The organism is Microbulbifer litoralis (genome assembly GCF_023634065.1).
GTDB classification, from domain to species: domain Bacteria; phylum Pseudomonadota; class Gammaproteobacteria; order Pseudomonadales; family Cellvibrionaceae; genus Microbulbifer; species Microbulbifer litoralis.
In genome coordinates this window covers 534096-552420 of record NZ_JALKCV010000001.1, presented here as the reverse complement: position 1 = coordinate 552420, position 18325 = coordinate 534096, and the positions used below count along the sequence as shown (strand labels likewise).

At 62.6% G+C, this 18325-nt stretch carries 14 protein-coding genes; 1 reads left to right on the top strand and 13 read right to left on the bottom strand.

What is annotated here, in order from left to right; genetic code table 11:
* The 8 genes from nirD to MWN76_RS02120 all read right to left on the bottom strand — a co-directional run bounded on the left by nirD (position 1) and on the right by MWN76_RS02120 (position 10079).
* Complete coding sequence (gene nirD, locus MWN76_RS02155; protein WP_250458957.1) at positions 1–381, bottom strand: nitrite reductase small subunit NirD; 381 nt, start codon at positions 379–381, stop codon at positions 1–3.
* A gap of 108 nt (positions 382–489) precedes the next feature.
* On the bottom strand, positions 490–3018 hold the full coding sequence (gene nirB / locus MWN76_RS02150) for a nitrite reductase large subunit NirB (protein ID WP_250458956.1): 2529 nt from the start codon (positions 3016–3018) through the stop codon (positions 490–492).
* Positions 3019–3290: 272 nt separating this feature from the next.
* On the bottom strand, positions 3291–4118 hold the full coding sequence (locus MWN76_RS02145; protein ID WP_250458955.1) for a sugar phosphate isomerase/epimerase family protein: 828 nt from the start codon (positions 4116–4118) through the stop codon (positions 3291–3293).
* A gap of 19 nt (positions 4119–4137) precedes the next feature.
* Entirely contained in the window at positions 4138–5832 is a 1695-nt protein-coding gene (locus tag MWN76_RS02140) for a GMC oxidoreductase (protein ID WP_250458954.1), read from the bottom strand.
* Between the two features lie 25 nt (positions 5833–5857).
* Positions 5858–6451 (bottom strand): gluconate 2-dehydrogenase subunit 3 family protein, encoded by a 594-nt coding sequence (locus MWN76_RS02135; protein WP_250458953.1) that lies wholly within the window; start codon positions 6449–6451, stop codon positions 5858–5860.
* Between the two features lie 46 nt (positions 6452–6497).
* Positions 6498–7739 carry an MFS transporter gene (locus MWN76_RS02130; protein ID WP_250458952.1) on the bottom strand — a complete coding sequence of 414 codons (1242 nt, stop codon included), beginning with the start codon at positions 7737–7739 and terminating at the stop codon, positions 6498–6500.
* 85 nt (positions 7740–7824) lie between these two features.
* A complete protein-coding gene (locus MWN76_RS02125; protein WP_250458951.1) occupies positions 7825–8901 on the bottom strand; it encodes a sugar phosphate isomerase/epimerase family protein in 1077 nt (358 codons plus the stop codon).
* Entirely contained in the window at positions 8898–10079 is a 1182-nt protein-coding gene (locus MWN76_RS02120; RefSeq protein ID WP_250458949.1) for a Gfo/Idh/MocA family protein, read from the bottom strand. Before MWN76_RS02120 ends, MWN76_RS02125 begins: the two co-directional genes overlap by 4 nt.
* 404 nt (positions 10080–10483) lie before the next feature.
* Here MWN76_RS02120 and MWN76_RS02115 point away from each other — a divergent pair, with 404 nt between their 5' ends.
* Entirely contained in the window at positions 10484–11233 is a 750-nt protein-coding gene (locus MWN76_RS02115) for an AraC family transcriptional regulator (protein WP_250458947.1), read from the top strand.
* Positions 11234–11366: 133 nt separating this feature from the next.
* On the opposite strand, the gene MWN76_RS02110 is transcribed toward MWN76_RS02115, so the two are convergent.
* The 5 genes from MWN76_RS02110 to MWN76_RS02090 all read right to left on the bottom strand — a co-directional run bounded on the left by MWN76_RS02110 (position 11367) and on the right by MWN76_RS02090 (position 18042).
* Positions 11367–13094, bottom strand: a complete 1728-nt coding sequence (locus MWN76_RS02110; protein ID WP_250458946.1) for a bifunctional protein-serine/threonine kinase/phosphatase — start codon at positions 13092–13094, stop codon at positions 11367–11369.
* Between the two features lie 16 nt (positions 13095–13110).
* On the bottom strand, positions 13111–14574 hold the full coding sequence (locus tag MWN76_RS02105) for a NarK family nitrate/nitrite MFS transporter (RefSeq protein ID WP_250458945.1): 1464 nt from the start codon (positions 14572–14574) through the stop codon (positions 13111–13113).
* 123 nt (positions 14575–14697) lie between these two features.
* Positions 14698–16164 carry a NarK family nitrate/nitrite MFS transporter gene (locus MWN76_RS02100; protein WP_250458944.1) on the bottom strand — a complete coding sequence of 489 codons (1467 nt, stop codon included), beginning with the start codon at positions 16162–16164 and terminating at the stop codon, positions 14698–14700.
* Positions 16165–16390: 226 nt separating this feature from the next.
* Positions 16391–17461, bottom strand: a complete 1071-nt coding sequence (locus MWN76_RS02095) for a CmpA/NrtA family ABC transporter substrate-binding protein (RefSeq protein WP_250458943.1) — start codon at positions 17459–17461, stop codon at positions 16391–16393.
* Positions 17458–18042: an ANTAR domain-containing response regulator gene (locus tag MWN76_RS02090; RefSeq protein WP_250458942.1), complete on the bottom strand. Its 585-nt coding sequence runs from the start codon at positions 18040–18042 to the stop codon at positions 17458–17460. Before MWN76_RS02090 ends, MWN76_RS02095 begins: the two co-directional genes overlap by 4 nt.
* Positions 18043–18325 lie beyond the last annotated feature (283 nt).

Sequence of the window (18325 nt, the reverse complement as noted above, 5' to 3'; positions counted from 1 at the left end):
TCAGGAATTTTCCGACCCGGTGGTAATGAGAACGGTATCGCCGTCAAAGGCGATCGGATAGGTGTCGAGCTTGACGGTTTCATCTTCCAGGCAGACGCCGTCGCCGAGGCGAAAGTGCTGTTTGTACAGCGGCGAGGCTACGGTCAACTGGCCGTCCACCTCCGCGACAATACCGCGTGCGATAACACCGGCATTGGAGAAGGGATCCCGGTTGTCGATGGCGTAGAGCTGTGGCTCTGCGCCGGGAATAAAAAACAGGGCAATGCTCTTTCTGTCGGAAGACGCATCGCCCATAAGGGCACACACTCCGGAATTGGCAACCAGATCTGATCGCTGGCAGATCGGCTGCCACTGGGTGCGGGTTATGGCAACTTGATTCATTATTTATACTCCAAAATGCAATAGTTGTGCACTGGTATTTAAAAATTCATTGTTTTGCCCATTCATGGTGCGCCGAGCAGTAGTTCCGCAGACCATGCAGTTGCCTCTCTACGCCGGTTCGGCAATCCTGACGATTTCCTCTTCCTCCGCCGGTCGCGGCTGGCCGCGCTCCTCGACAAATACGATTTTCTCGTCCGGCTCGTCGGTGTTCACGAACTGGCGGAAGCGCTTGAGCATTTCGGGGTCGTTGATGGCGGTTTTCCACTCGCACTGGTAGGTGCCCACCACATTGGCCATCTGCGCCTCCAGCTCGTCGCAGATACCGAGCTTGTCATCGACAATGACTTCGCGCAGGTAGTCGAGGCCGCCGTCCAGGTTTTCCAGCCATACGGAGGTGCGCTGCAGTTTGTCGGCGGTACGCACGTAAAACATCAGGAAGCGGTCGATGTACCTGATCAGCGTCTCGTCGTCCAGGTCGGTGGCGAACAGGTCGGCGTGGCGCGGGCGCATACCGCCGTTGCCGCACAGGAACAGGTTCCAGCCATTCTCGGTGGCGATCACGCCCACATCCTTGCTCTGCGCCTCCGCGCACTCGCGCGTACAGCCGGAGACCGCCATCTTGATCTTGTGCGGCGAGCGCAGGCCCTTGTAACGGTTCTCAACGTCCAGCGCCATCTTCACGCTGTCCTGCACACCGAAGCGGCACCAGGTGCTGCCGACACAGGACTTCACCGTGCGCAAGGATTTACCGTAGGCGTGGCCGGTCTCGAAACCGGCGTCGATCAGCTCGCCCCAGATTTCCGGCAGCTGTTCCAGCCGTGCGCCGAACAGGTCGACCCGCTGGCCGCCGGTGATCTTGGTGTAGAGGTTGTACTTCTTCGCCACCTGGCCCAGCACGATCAGTTTGTCCGGTGTGATCTCGCCGCCGGGCACGCGCGGCACGACCGAGTAGCTGCCGTTCTTCTGCATGTTGGCCATAAAGGTGTCGTTGGTATCCTGCAGGCCCACGTGCGGTTTTTTGTGTACGTGCTCGTTCCACAGCGAGGCGAGAATGGAACCCACCGCCGGCTTGCAGACTTCGCAGCCCTGGCCGCGGCCGTGTTTTTCCAGCAGTTCGTCGAAGGTCTTGATCTCCTCCACCTGCACCATATGGAAAATTTCCTGGCGAGTGTGGGGGAAGTGCGGGCAGAGGTCGTTGTTGACTTCCATACCCAGCGCCGCGAGCTCCTCGTCGACGATATTTTTCAGCAGCGCGGCGCAGCCGCCGCAGCCGGTGGAGGCCTTGGTGGCATCCTTCACTTCGCCCAGGGAGCAGCAGCCCCCCTGGACTGTCTGTACGATATCGCCCTTGCTGACGTTGTGGCAGGAGCAGATGGTGGCGGTGTCCGGCAGGGCGCCGGCGCCCAGGGTCGGCGCCGCGCCGTCGGCGGCGGGCAGGATCAGTTGTTCCGGCTGTTCGGGCAGTTCGATGCCGTTCAGGTGGTACTGCAGTAGCTGGTCGTAGTCACCGGTATCGCCCACCAGCACGGCGCCCAGCAGTTGCTTGCCTTCGCTGTCGGTGATCATGCGTTTGTAAATGCCGCTCTGCTCGTCGACAAAGGTAATGGCAGCGGCGCCCTCGGCGCGGCCGTGGGCATCGCCGATGGAACCCACCTCGACGCCCAGCAGTTTCAGCTTGGTGCTCATATCGGCACTGGTAAAGCTGGCCTCCTCGCCGCACAGCAGGGACACGGTGTTGCGGGCCATGGTGTAGCCGGGGGCCACCAGGCCGTAGATGAAGTTGTTGTACAGGGCGCACTCGCCGATGGCGAAGATATTGCCGTCGGAGGTGCGGCAGGATTCATCGATGACGATGCCGCCGCGCTCGCCCAGTTGCAGGCCGGCGGCCCTGGCCAGCTTGTCCTCGGGACGGATACCGGCGGAGAAGACGATCAGGTCGGTGGCCAGTTCGCGTTCTCCCTTAAAACGCATCCGCAGGCGACCGCCGTCCACTTCCTCGATCAGCTCAGTGGCGGTGCTGGTGTGCACGGTCACACCCAGGTCCTCGATCTTGCTTCTCAGCAGCCCGGAGCCGCCTTCGTCCAGCTGCACGCCCATCAGGCCGGGGGCGAATTCGACCACGTGGGCTTCGAGGCCCAGTTCCTTGAGCGCATTGGCCGCTTCCAGGCCCAGCAGGCCGCCGCCGACCACCACGCCGACGCGGGCGTTTTCACTGGCTGCGCGGATCGCGTCCAGGTCTTCGAGAGTGCGGTAGACGAAGCACTTCTCGTGCTCGTGGCCGGGGATGGGCGGCACGAAAGGATAGGAGCCGGTGGCCAGGATCAGTTTGTCGTAGGGTTTCCCGGTGCCGGATTCGGAGGTGACGACCCGGTTTTCCCTGTCGATGCTCACCGCGGCATCGTTCAGGTGCAGCTCGAACCCCCAGTCGCGGTACTGCTCGATCTTGCCCATGGCCAGGTCGTCGGCCGTGCGGCCGGCGAAGTATTCGGACAGGTGGACGCGGTCGTAGGCGGGTCTGGGTTCGGCGCAGAAGACGGTAACGTCGAACAGCTCTTTTTCGGGCCTTGAAGCCAGCTGCTCGAGAAAGTGGTGGCCCACCATGCCGTTGCCGATGACGATCAGTTTTTGCTTAACCATAATTCCTGCCGTGTGTTGTCTGAATTGCCCGGCAGGAGAGGGAAGGGCGGAGGTGACTCGGCACGGGCGCCTCCTCTTCTGCCGAAGAGTTCAGGCGCCGTTGCCTCGTTAGGGGGGTAAATTGTGTTGGTGACTATGGTTATTCAAGGTTTGTGCCAAGATGGAAAGCTCCGCATTTTGTGGGGTCTGGAGGCAGAGGACCTGACCGGGTGCCATAACTTGGTGCGGGCAAGGTGTATCCGCCCCATTCTGGGGCCTCGCGCGTGCACGGATTACATGATGCCGGCCATTGTTTTGTAGCCCGCGCGGATCGAGCGATAGGCGTCCTCCGGATCATCGCGCTCGACAAACCCGTATTCGAATCCGGCCAGGTCCCGCGATGCGTAGATTTTCCTGAAGTCGAGTATGCCGCTGCCCAGGTCTGCCATTGCGCCGTCGGCGGCCATGTCTTTCAGGTGCCAGAGGGGAAACCTGCCCGGGTTCTGCTGGAAGTAAAGCTGGGCGTCTCTGCCCGCCTTGGCCATCCAGTAGAGGTCCATCTCAAAAAATACCTTATCCGTTTCCGACTCCTCCAGCAGCAGCTGGTAGGGCGTGATGCCTTCTTTTGCTTCGAACTCGAAGTCGTGGTTGTGGTAGGCCATTTTCATGCCGCGCGCGTTGCAGGCCTCGCCCCAGCGGTTGAGATCCTGCGCCAATCTTTTGTATTGATCCAGGGACTGGCGTTGCGCCGGCGACAGCCAGGGCAGAACCAGATACCGATGTCCCACCGTCTGGGCATCATCCAGGATCTGCTGGAAATTCCGCCGCATCATCTCCAGCGGGAAATGGCCGGCGGGAGAGGCCAGGCCCTCGCCGTCGAGAATGGTGCGGATCTCCCGCGGTGGCTGATCGAAGTAGCCGGCGAACTCCACCGATCGATAGCCGGTTTGTGCCACCGCCCGCAGGGTTTCCGTTACGCTCCGGGCCATCTGCTCGCGCAGGGTGTAAAGCTGCACTCCGAGCGCCCTGTTGTCTCCGCCGGCCGGCTCGCGCGCGCTGCAACCGGCCGCCATGGCGCCGAGGCCGGCGGCGGTGATACCGAGAAACTTTCTTCTGTTCATGGTGTTTTCCTCATTGTGATCAAAGGCGCCCCGCCCGGATTTCTTTCACCGCATGGTCGACCGCCCGTGCCGTCAACGCCATATAAGTCAGGGAGGGGTTCTGGCAGGCCGAGGAGGCCATTGCCGCGCCGTCGGTGACAAACAGGTTTTTGACATCGTGGCACTGGTTGTAGCCGTTGAGTACCGATGTCTTCGGGTCCCGCCCCATACGGGCGGTGCCCATTTCATGAATCGCCAGCCCCGGTGCGTGATCCTGCTTGATGGGCGTCGCGTCCCCGATTCCCACCGCCTGCAGCATCTCCACCGCGGAGGACGCCATATCCTCACGCATCTTTCTTTCGTTTTCGCCCCAGGACGCGTCGATCCTGAGTAGCGGTATGCCCCAGCGGTCGCGCTTTTCGGGGTCCAGCGATACACGGTTGTGTCGATAGGGCAGCATCTCTCCGAAACCGGCCAGGTGGAACACCCAGGGGCCGGGCTGGCGCAGGCGCTCCTTGAGCGCGAGCCCGATACCGGCCTTTTGTCCGCGGCGCTGCCAGCTCGGTCGCATGGCGCCGCCCTGATATCCGAAGCCGCGCAGGTAGTCCTCGCCCTGCCGCTGCAGGTTGCGAAAGCGGGGAATGTAGATGCCGTTGGGGCGGCGACCGGAATAATAGCTGTCCAGGTGACCGTCGACGGTGCCGAAAGCGCCGGCGCTCATCGTGTGGTCCATCAGGTAGCGGCCGAGTGCCCCACTGCGGTTGGCGATACCGTTGGGGAAATGATCGGATACCGAGTTGAGCATCAGTTGGGTACTGCCGAGGGTGGAGGCACACAGGAAAATGATCCGCGCACGATAAACGCGCTCCTGCAGCGTAAGGCGGTCGACGACCCGGACCCCGGTGGCGCGCCCGGTTTGCGGATCGAAAATGATGTCCCTGGCGATGCTGTCGTGCACCATTTCCAGGTTGCCGGTTCTCTCCGCGGCGGGCAGGGTGGCGCTGAGACTGCTGAAGTAGGCCCCGAACGAACAGCCGCGATAGCACTGGTTCCGGTACTGGCATTTGCCGCGCCCCAGCTCGGTGTGCACCGGCTTGGGATCGGTGAGGTGGGCGGCGCGGCCTATGATCATGCGCCGTTCCGGAAAGGCTTTTTCAATGCGGGACTTGATCTCCTTTTCCACGCAGTTCATCGGCATCGGTGGCTGGAAAATGCCGTCCGGTAACTGCGGGATATTGTCGCGGTTACCGCTGATCCCGGCGAATTCCTCTACGTGATCATACCAGGGTGCGAGATCCCGGTAGCGGATTGGCCAGTCCACGCCGTGCCCGTCGCGTTTGTTTGCGCCGAAGTCCAGGTCGCTCCAGCGATAGCTCTGGCGCCCCCAGAGGAGTGAGCGGCCACCGGTCTGGTAACCGCGGATCCAGTCGAAGGGTTTTTCCTGGACGTAGGGGTTTTCGCGATCATTGACGAAGCGGTCGCGGCTGAATTCGTTGAAGACATAACATTTTTTCTGGGTTGCGTAGTCGCTCTCCTGCAGCTGCTCAGGCACCATGCCGCGCTGTTCCAGATCCCAGGGATTGCTGAAATCGTGTGGATAGTCCTGTCGATGGACCTTTTGGGGGCCGCGTTCGATGACCAGGGTTTTCATATTGTTTTCGGTCAATTCCTTGGCCGCCCAGCCGCCGGATATTCCCGACCCGACAACAATGACATCGTAGATTTTCTCTTTCATTACAGCCCCCTTGCCTTGCACCACACTAATAAGTCGCCCAGGCGCGACCGATTTCCCGCAATGGAACACAGCCCTTGAATTCCCCCGGAATGGGCTGGTATCGCAATTCCTCGGTTGCCCCGATCTCGGAGGTGTAGTAGCCGAACAGCACCAGTTGTTTGAATTCGCGGAAAAATACATTGCCCGGCAGTTCACTTTCCTGTGCGAATGCCTGTCGATCCAGTTTTTCCACCAGGGCGATTTGCTGTTGCTGCGTCGCATGCAGGAAACCGTCGGTGGCCGAATCCATTGGCAGGGCATCGATGTCTTCCAGACCCCGGCGAAAACGCCGGCGGTGTTCGGGAGGGTAGTGGCTGGCCACCAGGGCATCGATAAACTGCGGCACGCCGGCGCCGATGGCGCCGGCGGTATCCGTCTGCGGAATAATGATCTCGCTCAGGGTTTCAACCAGCTGAAAGTGCGAGCTGGTCAAACCGCGGGATGGATTGGATGCGGCTTCGCTATCGCCGGCGGCCATCAACGCCGAGGCAATCTGCGGGCTGACGGCCGTCGCACCGACTAGCAGCGCGATATCGCGCAGTAACCGGCGCCTTGCCGGGCTCTGGACATCATCGCTCATATTGACACCTTTTTCTTATTGTTGGAGGTGCCCTGTACACTACTTCCTATCTGGAGTAGGCCAGGCCACCGGTCGCCACTGCCTCGCTGCGAAACAGCGCGGCAAACAGTGTGAAAACCACCAGGGAGAAGGCGGCTGGCAGCAGCCAGATATTCCGCCATGCATGGCCCCCGTCGAGCGCATAGAGGTCGGTTACCCACCCCGCAATCCAGAACCCGATCAGCATCCCCAGGCCATAGGTGGCCAGGGTGACCAGGCCCTGGGCAGCGCTGCGATAGCTGGCTTCGGCCTTGCTGTCGGTATAGATCTGCCCGCTGACAAAAAAGAAGTCGTAGCAGATGCCGTGCAGCGCGATACCCAGGATCAGCAGGTAGGAGAATTCACCGGCATTACCATAGGCGAACAGAAAATAGCGCACTGCCCAGGCCAGCATCGCCGCCAGCAGCGTGACCTTTATACCGAAGCGCAGCAGGAACAGCGGTACGCAGAGCATGAACAGAACTTCCGAAGCCTGGCCCAGCGCCATTTTGGCGGTGGAGTTTTCCATACCGGCTTCCGTCAGGAAGAGGCTGGTGTTCTGGTAGTAGAAGGCGAGTGGAATACACACGAGGATGGAAAAAACAAAGAATACCCGGAAATTCCTGTCCCTGAACAGCCCGATGGATTTCAGTCCCAGTATTTCTCCCAGTGTACTGCCGCCACTTTTTTCCGTTGCCGGCGGTGTGGCCGGCAGGAACAGACTGAACAGCCCCAACAACAGTGATGCCGCAGCGCACATCGGGAAGGTGTTGGCAAGCTGACCCGCGTCAATACCCTGGCGGGAATCCCAGGCGAACACATAGCTGATGAGCAGCCCGGCGCAGATCCAGCCCAGGGTCCCCCAGACGCGGATGCCGGAGAACTCTCGAGCCGGGTCGGCCAGATGGCGGAAAGAAATGGAATTTGCCAGTGCCAGGGTAGGCATATAGAGCACCATATAGGCCAGCACGGCGGGATAGAAGGCGGAGAAGTCTGCGGCGCGATACATCAGGAACATCAGCAGTGCGCCCAGCAGGTGCAGGATGGCGAGAATTCGCTCGGCATTGAAATAGCGGTCGGCGATCAGCCCGATCACAAAGGGCGCGATGATGGCGCCCCAGGACTGGGTGGAAAATGCTATGCCGATCTGGCCGCCGTCGGCGCCGAGGTTATTGGCCAGGAAAGTCCCGAGGGTGACAAACCAGCCGCCCCAGATAAAAAACTGCAGAAACATCATGGCGCCGAGCTGGTATTTGGCAAAAGGCTTCATCGTTATTATTCCTTTGACTCATTTTATTCTTCTACGCTTTTAATACAACGCTGATGGGTGCACTTCGTTTTTCCCATCCTGCGTGTCAATCGCTCAATCCCAGTAGTTCCCGGTTCAACTGCGCATCTGTCTGCACCTTGGCAAAATCGTCGAACGCCCGATCCGCGGTGCGTATCAGGTGCTTGCGGATAAATTCGGCCCCCTCCCGCGCGCCGTCCTCGGGGTGCTTGAGACAGCACTCCCACTCCAGTACCGCCCAGCCGCTGAAACCATACTGGGTCAGGCGGCTGAAGATGCCGCTGAAATCGATCTGCCCGTCGCCCAGGGAGCGGAAGCGCCCCGGCCTGTCTACCCACGACTGGTAGCCGCCGTAGATGCCGCTGCGGCCGCTGGGATTGAACTCCGCATCCTTGACGTGGAAGGCCTTGATGCGCTGGTGGTAGATATCGATAAATTGCAGGTAATCCAGCTGTTGCAGCAGGAAGTGGCTGGGATCGTAGAGGATATTGGCCCGCGGATGCTGGCCGGTGGCCTGTAGAAAGCGCTCGAAGGTCACGCCGTCGTGCAGGTCCTCGCCCGGGTGCAGTTCGAAGCACAGGTCCACGCTGGCCTCGTCGAAGGCGTCGAGAATGGGCAGCCAGCGCCGGCCCAGTTCTTCGAAGCCGGCCTCGACAAGTCCCGCCGGGCGCTGCGGCCACGGGTAGACCGTATGCCAGAGCAGTGCGCCGGAAAAAGTCGCGTGGGCGTTGAGCCCCAGCCGCCGGCTGGCGCGAGCGGCATACAGTAACTGTTCATTGGCCCACTGGCGGCGCGCCTCGGCATTGCCACGCAGCTCGTCGGGGGCAAAGCCGGCAAACATGGCGTCGTAGGCTGGGTGCACCGCCACCAGCTGCCCCTGCAGGTGGGTGGACAGTTCGCTGATCTCCAGTCCTGCGCACTCCACCGTACCGGCGATCTCATCGCAGTAGTCCTGGCTTTCGGCGGCCAGTGCCAGGTCGAACAGCGCGGTGTCAGATGTGGGCAGCTGGATGGCCCGGTAGCCCAGCTCCGCCGCCCAGCGGCAGATACTCTCCAGGTTGTTGAACGGCGGCTCGGGGCCGAGAAACTGCGCCAGGAAGATGGCCGGGCCCTTTATACGGGTTTTTGTCTCGCTCTGTGTCATTCTGGTCTCCCTATGTGCGGATCGGGTTCGGGCGCGGCCAGCGGGTGCCATTTTTTGTCCGAGAGGCTGGCCGACACCGTGCCCTCGATAAACGCCATGCCGCGAACAGCCTCGCGGATACCGGGTACATCGCAGGCGATTTCCGGCGCCGGCTCCGCGGTGATCCGCGCGCGAATCTGCCCGGCAAAGTTGCGGTATATATTGGCGAACGCCTCCAGGTAGCCTTCCGGATGCCCGGCCGGTGTGCGCAGATTGGCCAGGGTCTCGGGTGCGAGGTTGCCGACACCGGCGCGCAGCTGCTGTGCGGGCTGGTTCAGGGAGCGCAGCCAGAGGGTATTGGGTTCCATCTGCGACCAGTCCAGTCCGGCCTTCTCGCCGTAGACCCGCAGGCGCAGCCCGTTCTCCTCGCCGGTGCACACCTGGCTGGCGCTGAGCAGGCCGCGGGCGCCGCTGTCGAATTTCAGCAGCACGGTGCCGTCGTCATCCAGCCGCCGCCCGGGCACCGCGGCGCGCAGGTCGGCGCAGATTTCGCGGATTTCGCCGCAGACATATTCCGCCAGGTTGGCGGCGTGGACACCGATATCCCCCATGCAGCAGCTGATACCCGCCTGTTCCGGGTCCAGGCGCCAGGCCGCCTGCTTGCTATTCTCCGCCGCCGCGTCCGCCAGCCAGCCCTGGGAATATTCCACCACCACCTTGCGGATGGCTCCCAGTTCCCCCGCGGCCACCCGGGCGCGGGCCTCCTTGACCATGGGGTAACCGGTATAGGTGTGTGTCAGGCCGTAGAGGCATCCGCTGCGCGCCACACAGTCCTGCAGCTCCAGGGCCTCCGCCAGGCTGCGGGTGGCGGGCTTGTCGGAGAGGACGTGAAAGCCGTTTTCCAGCGCCATGCTGGCCACCGGCAGGTGCAGGTGGTTGGGGGTGACGATGGCGACGAAATCCATGCGCTCGCCCTCGGGCAGCTGCGCTTCGCGCTCGAACATCTCCCGGTAGCTGGCGTAGCAGCGGGATTCCGGCAGGTAGAGCCCGCGGCCGGATTCCCGCGAGCGTTCAGCGCTGCTGCTGAAGGCGCCACATACCAGCTCTATCTGCCCGTCCAGCGCCGCGGCCATGCGGTGTATGGCACCGATAAAGGCACCGCTGCCGCCGCCCACCATACCCATGCGGATTTTGCGCATTGTTCTCCCTTTCGCTGAAAGAATTTCGATTCAGGCAAAGATGCTACCCAAGGGCCGGTGCGGCAGTTAGAAGAGAATCACCGCCCAGGGGGACAAAATCGGCGTTTGCGGCGGTTGGATATTGCACCAATGGTGGGCCCGGGGGTCGATATATTGGTGCATTCGGGTAATATTGGGGCGGGACCTGTCCGTTTTCTCTACAGCCCAAGTTTTGGAATTCGAAGACCTGCAGGTGGCACAAGCCGGGGCGGGATGCGCCCTTCTGGGACTGTCTGCGAGAGGGACCTCGCGGACAAGCCTCCATGGATGGGTTTACGGTGTGTCCCGGAAGGGCGCATCCTGTCCCGGCTCCCGGAACTGAACTCCGAAACCTGAGTTTACAACCCAATAATAATCCAGACGGTATGCCGGACAACTTCGATCACTCCCAGCTGCAGTCCTTTATCGACCGGGCTGGTATTCACCAACTGGTGCAGTCCTTCGACCTGCTGCCGGATATCTCCTTCTGGATCAAGGATGCCGGTGGACACTTCCTGTTTGCCAATCGGCACACCCTCGAGGTCATCGGCACGCACTGTCTGGAGCACACCATCGGCCTCACCGACTACGATATAGCGCCGCGGGACATCGCCGAACAGTTTATCGCCGACGACCAGCGGGTACTGCGGGGTGAGATCATCGACGATCGCCTGGAAATGAATATTCTCCGCAATGGCGATATCGGCTGGTTCCTGACGAGCAAACGGCCGATCTTCGATCGCGACCGGCGTATTATCGGTTCCTACGGCGTTTCCCGCCATGTGGGCCAGGCGCCGATCGCCAGAAGGATCATCGACCAGTTGCGGGCGCCCATCGATTTTATCCGCGAGCACTACAGCAGGCCCATCACCATCCGTGAGGTGGCGGACAGTGCCAATCTCTCGGTCAGCGCCCTTGAGCGACGCTTCAAGACACACCTGGGCAAGACGCCCATGCAGTTTCTCAACGAATTCCGCCTGATCAACGCCCGCCGCCTGCTCACGGAAAGCGCCCTGTCCATCGCCACCGTGGCGGAGCGGGCCGGTTTTGCCGATCCGGGCTATTTCAGCCGGCAGTTTGCGCGGCAGTTTGGCGAGTTGCCGTCCGCGGTGAGGGCCGCGCCTGCCCAACAGTGACGGGCGTAGAGGCAGCTCGCGCGCGATTCGTGACCAGGAGAGCCCGGAGCCTGTTTGGATTGACACAAAGTGCCGCTATTCCGCCCGGCGACCGGGCCCTGAAACTTCATGCGAACGCGTATCCCCGACGCTGTCAAAGGAAGTGCAACAGGTGCGACAGCAACAGCAACAACGCCACCACCTGCCAGAACAACAGCGGATTCCGCTCCATCAACGGCCGCTCCCGCCTGGGGACGAATTCCGGGTTGGCCGTATGCAGATCGTGCACGAATTCCGATAGCGCCGGGTAGCGGTGCCTGGGGTCGGCTGCGCAGGCCTTGTGCAGGGCGCCGTCGATCCACTCGGGGATATCCTCGCGGTGCTGCCGCGCGCTGGTGTATTGCAGGCTGGCGTAGTGCTTCAGCTGGTAGTGGCGGAAACCGGCGCGCTCCGGGTAGGGATAGCGGCCGGTCAGCAGTTCGTAGGCGATGACGCCGAGGGAGAAAATATCCGAGCGGTGGCTGGGGCTGTCGCCGAGGAAATATTCCGGGGCCGCATAGTTCTTGCTGCCCGGCGGGGTATCGCCGCCGAGATTCAGGTGTTCGCGGATGCCGGCGCCGTCAGCACCGCCCAGGTCGATCAGTTTCAGGCGGCCGTCGGCGGTGACCATGATATTTTCCGGCTTCAGGTCCCCGTGCACGATTTCCATGCGCTGCAGCCGGCGCAGCGCGCTGACCAGTTGGGCAATCAATTCGCGTACCTGTTCGACGGACGGCTGCGGGTGCAGCTGCATCCACTGGCGCAGGTTCTGGCCGTCGATATATTCCAGCACGTGGTACAGAAACTGCCGCCCCGGCCTGGGTGGATAGACGCGGATGATACCAGGATGATCCAGGCGGCGACCGGTCCACTCCTCGGCGATAAAGCGTTCGATATAGGCCGGGTCGTCGGAGAAATTCACCGAAGGGGTTTTTATCGCCCGCAGCTCGTCGCTGTCGATATCCCTGGCCAGGTACAACTGGCTGCGGCTGCTCGCGTGCAGCTCCTGCAGGATCAGGAAACCGTCCAGCTTGTTGCCCGGGCGCAGGTCCGGGGGAAAGGGCAGCTCGCGATTGTGGGTGAGCAGGTCGTCGTCGTTGGGCTCGACGCGGTGCACCCGGCAGACGGCGGCGCTCAGGTTGTCGCCGGAACCGGCGGCCAGGGCCGCGTCTACCAGGGCCCGGGCGGAGTCGTCGTCGGCCTGCAGGATATCGACAATGTGTGCTGCTGACAGGAAATCGTGTACACCGTCGCTGCTGACGAGGTAGATATCGCCGGGCCGCAGTTCCTCGCGGCGGTAGTCCACATCCACGTGGGCGTCCATGCCCAGCGCCCGGCTCAGGAAGGTGCGCCCCGGGCCCAGGGCGCGGCTGTGATCGCGGGTCAGTGACTCCAGTTTATCGCCGCGCAGGCGGTAGATGCGCGAGTCGCCGATATGGATCAGGTGCGCGCTGGCGCCCTTGAATATGGCCGCGGAGAAGGTGGTGAGCCAGCCCTGCCTGATCTCGCCGCCGCCGCTCTGGCGGTAGAGCCAGCTGTTCAGGGATTGCAGCACCCGCGCGGCGGCCTTTTTCAGCGGCCAGGTCTGCGGGGTGCTGTAGTAGTCGGACAGGAAACCGCTGATGGCCGCCCGCGCCGCCTCGCCGCCGGCCTCGGCACTGGCCACGCCATCGGCCACTGCGGCCAGGGCGCCGCGGCTGCGCAGTTCCGGACCGTCGGGCTGGCAGATGGCGCAGGCGTCGTCGTTTTGCTGGCGGCGGCCGGCGCTGGAGGCGCTGGAGAATGCCAGGGCGCCGTTCACCCTCTCCGCTGCCAGTGTTTCTTCCCCCGTTCCCGGTTCCAAGTTTCCGCTCCCCCTGTCAGGCGACATCGATCAGCGACACGCTGCCGTCTGGCATCACCTCCGCCATATGGCCCTGTGGTTCCTCCAGCAGGAAGAGTGCCACAAAACCGAGTACCGCGGTGGCGGCGATGACCAGGAAAAAGGTCTGGTAGGAAACCAGGCTCAGCACGGTCAGGAAACAGACGGCACCCACATTGCCGTAGGCGCCGGTCATGCCGGCGATCTGGCCGGTGAGGCGGCGCTTGATCAGCGGCACCACCGCGAACACCGCGCCGGAGCCGGCCTGTACGAAGAGGGCACAGGCCATGGCCGCGGCTACGGCCAGGTACAGTGGCCAGCTGCCGTTTATCTGGCTCATCAGGCAGTAACCGGCGGCGAGCCCGGCCACCAGTACCAGCAGCGTGGGTTTGCGCCCGCAGCGATCGCTGATCAGGCCGCCCGCGGGCCGGGCCAGCAGGTTCATCAGGGCGTAGGAGGAACCCAGCAGGCCGGCCATCACCGGGCTCAGGGTAAAAGTCTCGGAAAAGAACAGCGGCAGCATCGAGATCACCGCCAGTTCGGAGCCGAAGGTGATGAAATAGAGCAGGTTCAACACCGCCACCTGCTTGAACTTGTAGCGCAGCAGCGGCTCCGGCGGTGCGCTCAGCACTTCGCGGTTGACGCTGAAACTCTTTTTCACGTCCAGCAGGTAGAGCAGGCCCAGCCCGCAATAGACCAGCGCCGCCCAGGTTCCCGACAGCAGATTGACTTCACCGGCAAGTTTCCAGATGAGCAGTGCCAGGGCCGCGTAGAGCGGCAGCCGCATCACCAGCAGCAACACCAGATCGCCGGGGCTGGTGACTTCCATGGCACCCATTTTTTTCGGTTTGAAATAGGTGGCACCCTTGGGGGTATCGGTGACGGAGAAGTAATAGATAAAACCGTAGGCCAGGCACAGCAGGCCGGTGAGCCCGACGGCGTAGCGCCAGCCCTCGTTTCCTCCAAACAGCAGCGCGATGGCGGGCAGGCTCATGGCGCCGGCGGCGGAGCCGAAATTGCCCCAGCCGCCGTAGATACCCTCGGCGGTGCCCAACTGCCGGGCCGGGAACCACTCGGAGACCATGCGGATACCGATCACGAAGGCGGCGCCGACAAAGCCCAGCAGGAAGCGGCCCAGGGCCGCCGCGGCAAAGCTGTCCGCCAGTGCGAAGATAAAGCAGGGCACACTGCCCACCATCAGCAGGGCGGAGTAGGTACGCCGCGGGCCGTACCTGTCGGTCAGCATTCCGACAATGATGCGCGCCGGAATGGTCAGCGCCACGTTCAGGATCAACAGCGTCTTCACCTGTTCGCTGCTCAACGACAGGCTGTCGGCAATCGCCATCAATAGCGGCGCGTGGTTGAACCAGGCAAAAAAGCAGATAAAAAATGCCAGCCAGGTCAGGTGCAGCACCTTCGTTTTCCCGCGGAAGGAAAACAGGTTCAGGGAATCTCCGGACATACTTTTTCCTTATCCGTTTCTCTCATCTTCGCTATAGACGGGAAAACCCCGAACGGATCGGAGGTTTCCCAGGGTACCGGTTATTTTTTATTGGGTATCTGATTTCCGGCCTGGCTATTTCACTCAGGTGACATTGATCAGCGAAACGGTGCCGTCCGGCAGCGTCTCCGCCATCTGTCCCTGCGGCTCTTCCATCAACAGCAGTGCGGCAAAGCCGACCACGGCGGTGGCGGCAATCACCAGGAAGAAGACTTCGTAGGACACCAGGCTCAGTACCGTCAGGTAGAAGACGGCCCCGACATTGCCGTAGGCACCGGTCATGCCCGCGATCTGCCCGGTGAGGCGGCGCTTGATCAGCGGCACCACCGCGAATACCGCACCCTCGCCGGCCTGCACAAAGAAGGAGCAGAACATGGCCGCTGCCACCGCCAGGTAGATCGGCCACTCCGAGTTGATCTGGCTCATCAGCAGGTAGCCCACCGCCAGGCCCAGCACCAGGATCTGCAGTGTGACCTTGCGGCCGTACTTGTCGCTGAACAGGCCGCCGGTGGGACGGGATACCAGGTTCATGAACGCGTAGGCGGAGCCCAGCAGGCCGGCCTTGACCGGATCCAGGGTGAAGGTTTCGGAAAAAAACAGCGGCAGCATGGAGACGACCGCCAGTTCGGAGCCAAAGGTGGCGAAGTAGAGCAGGTTCAGGATCGCGACCTGTTTGAACTTGTAGCGGTGGATCGGCTCCGGCGGTGTCCTGAGAACCTCGCGGTTGACGTCGTGGCACTTGCGCGCATCCAGTGCGTAGAGCAGCACCAGGCCGATATAAATGATTGTTGCCGCGGTGCCGGGCAGCAGTGAGACACCGGCCGGCGACAGTTTCCAGGTCAGCAGTGCCAGCGCCGCGTACATCGGCAGCTTCATTACCAGCAGCAGGATGAAATCCCCCCTGCCGGTGACCTCCATGCCGCCGATTTTCTTCGGCTTGAAATAGGTGGAGCCCTTGGGGGTGTCGGTGACGGTATTGTAATAGATGAAGCTGTAGACCAGCGCGATGACACCGGTGAGGCCGACGGCATAGCGCCAGCCGTCTTCACCGCCAAAGATCAGTGCGACGGTAGGCAGCGTCATGGCCGCCGCGGCGGACCCGAAATTGCCCCAGCCGCCGTAGATACCCTCGGCAGTCCCCAGCTGCCTGGCCGGGAACCACTCCGACACCATGCGGATACCGACCACGAAACCGGCACCGATAAAACCGAGCAGGAAACGGCCCAGGGCGGCCTGCACAAAGTTTTCGGCCAGTGCAAAGATAAAGCAGGGGATGCTGCCCACGGCCAGCAGGATCGAGAAAGTCAGCCGCGGCCCGTACTTGTCGGTCAGCATGCCGATCACGATACGTGCCGGAATCGTCAGGGCGACGTTCAGGATCAGCAGGGTTTTTACCTGTTCCGGCGCCAGCGACAGGCTGTCGGAAATGGCCATCAACAGCGGTGCGTGGTTGAACCAGGCATAGAAGCTGATGAAAAAGGCCACCCAGGTCAGGTGCAGTATCCGGGTCTTGCCGCGGAAGGAGAGCAGGTTCAGGGTCTCGCTGGACATTTCGTTTCCTCTGATCGATTGCGCGGGGTAGCTTCCACGCCTTCAAATTCCGCGGGCACGAAAAAAGCCCACGGGTGCAGCCTTGGTTGTGCCTCGGCTGCGGCCGGTGGACTCCGTTGTCCATTGTCTGGTCTGTCGCGCGAACACGGGGTCCGCTGAAAATTGCTGTGCTCAGTGTGTATTCAAATTGCGTGCCATCGTTGTCTGTTCTACCGGTGGGCCGGGTTCACTTCCTGCGCTGCAGGAAGTCCAGCGTCTGCTGGTACAGGTCCTCCCGGAAGGCCTTTTCCGCACCGGCGCTGATGGGCGAAAAGCGCTCGCACAGGCCCAGCAGTTGCTGCGCCTTGTCCCCGCTGGGGCGCCCGCAGTCGCTGTCGGTGTGGGCGAACAGGTGCCAGCCGGGATTGGCCGAGGGCGGCTGGTCACCCCCGGCGTGAAGCTGGTCATTCAGCGACGGCGCCAGGCTGCCGGGCTCCAGGTCCAGGTATTCCTCCCGCGCTAGGATGGTTGCGGCATCGCGCCGCTGGCCGCGGTCCGCCAGCCAGCTGCAGGCCTGCAACAGCGCCGCGCGCAGGGCCAGGTGGGTGCGCGGGTTGCGCGCGTGCCAGGATTCGGTGGCGGCCAGCACCTTTTCCGGCATCGCCGGCAGCAGCGCATTGCAGGCGGCGACGATGGTGCCGAGCCCGCGCTGTGCGGCGATGGTGTTCCAGGGCTCGCCGACACAGTAGCCGTCGATATCGCCGCGTTTCAGCCGCTCGACCATCTGTTCCGGCGGCAGTACCTGGATCTGCAGGTCGCGGTCCGGATCGATACCGGAGCTGCGCAGCCAGTGGCGCAGTTGCAGAGTGTGGCTGGAGAAGGGGTAGACGGTGGCCAGCTTCAGCGGTGTCGCGCCCGGCGTGCGGCGCCGCAGGTAGGCGGCCAGGGCGCTGCCGGCGGCCCCGCCCGCATCCGCGGCCGAGAGCCCCAGTCTGGCATGCAGCTCTGTCGACAGGGTGATGGCGTTGCCGTTGCAACTGAGGATCAGGCCGGTCAGCAGCCGCTCCTCGCAGTGGGGCAGGGCCTGCTTCAGCGTCAGTGGCATGGGCGCGAGCATGGCGGCGGCATCGGCGACACCGCCGATCAGCTTGTCGCGCAGCGTCGCCCAGGAGGTTTCGCGCTGCAGTTGTACCTCGAGCCCGAAGCGGGCGAAGAGGCCCATCTCGCGGGCGACGATCAGCGGCGCACTGTCGGTCAGCCGCAGGTACAGCAGTTTGAGATGGGGCTTTTCCGGTGTCAGTGGCGTTGCTGCGGTCATGGCTGGGACTGTAGGTGATTGATGATCTGCTCCGCCACGGCGAGCATGGTGGAATTACTGTTCATGGCGATATTGCGCAGCGTGCGGTGTGCCGCGTCCTCGTCGAGCCCTTTCCTGGCCATCAGCAGGCCCTTGGCCCGCTCGATGGTCTTGCGCTCCTGCAGTTGCTTCTGCGTGCGCTCCAGGGACTGGCGCAATTGCTGGAAGTTGCGGAACTGGGCCATGGCGATCTCGATCGCCGGCGCCACCCGCTCGGCGCTCATACCCTCGGCCATATAGGCGCTGACCCCGGCCTCCACGGCGCGGCTGATAAAGTCGCTGCCGCCGCGGGCGGAGAACATGGCCACCGGGGTGGGGTTCTGGCGGTTGATGATGGTGAGGCTCTCGAGAATATCGCGATCCGGGGATTCGATATCGATCAGCACGATATCCGGGCGGTGGGCGTCCACGTGTTGCAGCAGCCCCTCTGCGCTGGTCAGCTGTACGAGCAGGCGGTAGCCGGCGGCGCGCAACTGCCGGCCCACCATCTCCGCGCGCTCGGGCTGGTCGTCTACCAGCATGATGCCAAGGGGTTTACTCATCGAGTCCGTCTTTTGTTTTTTCTGCTCTCGGGTTATCGGAGTTGCAAGGGCGGTGCCAGCCGCCCGGCCGGATTGTCCGCGCACAAAAAAGCCCGGCGAATCGCGGGGGAGTCACCGGGCTTCATTGCCGATAACAAAATATAATCAAAAGACGTGCCAATTGGCGCCGGCCGCGCGCGAGCGCCGTTTCGCCCCGGGGAATCCGTCCGTTCGCCGATGGCTGCCGGGTCGGCGCTTCCAGGAATCCGCCGCACTGCGCTATGCTGGTGCGGTGCCTGTTTGC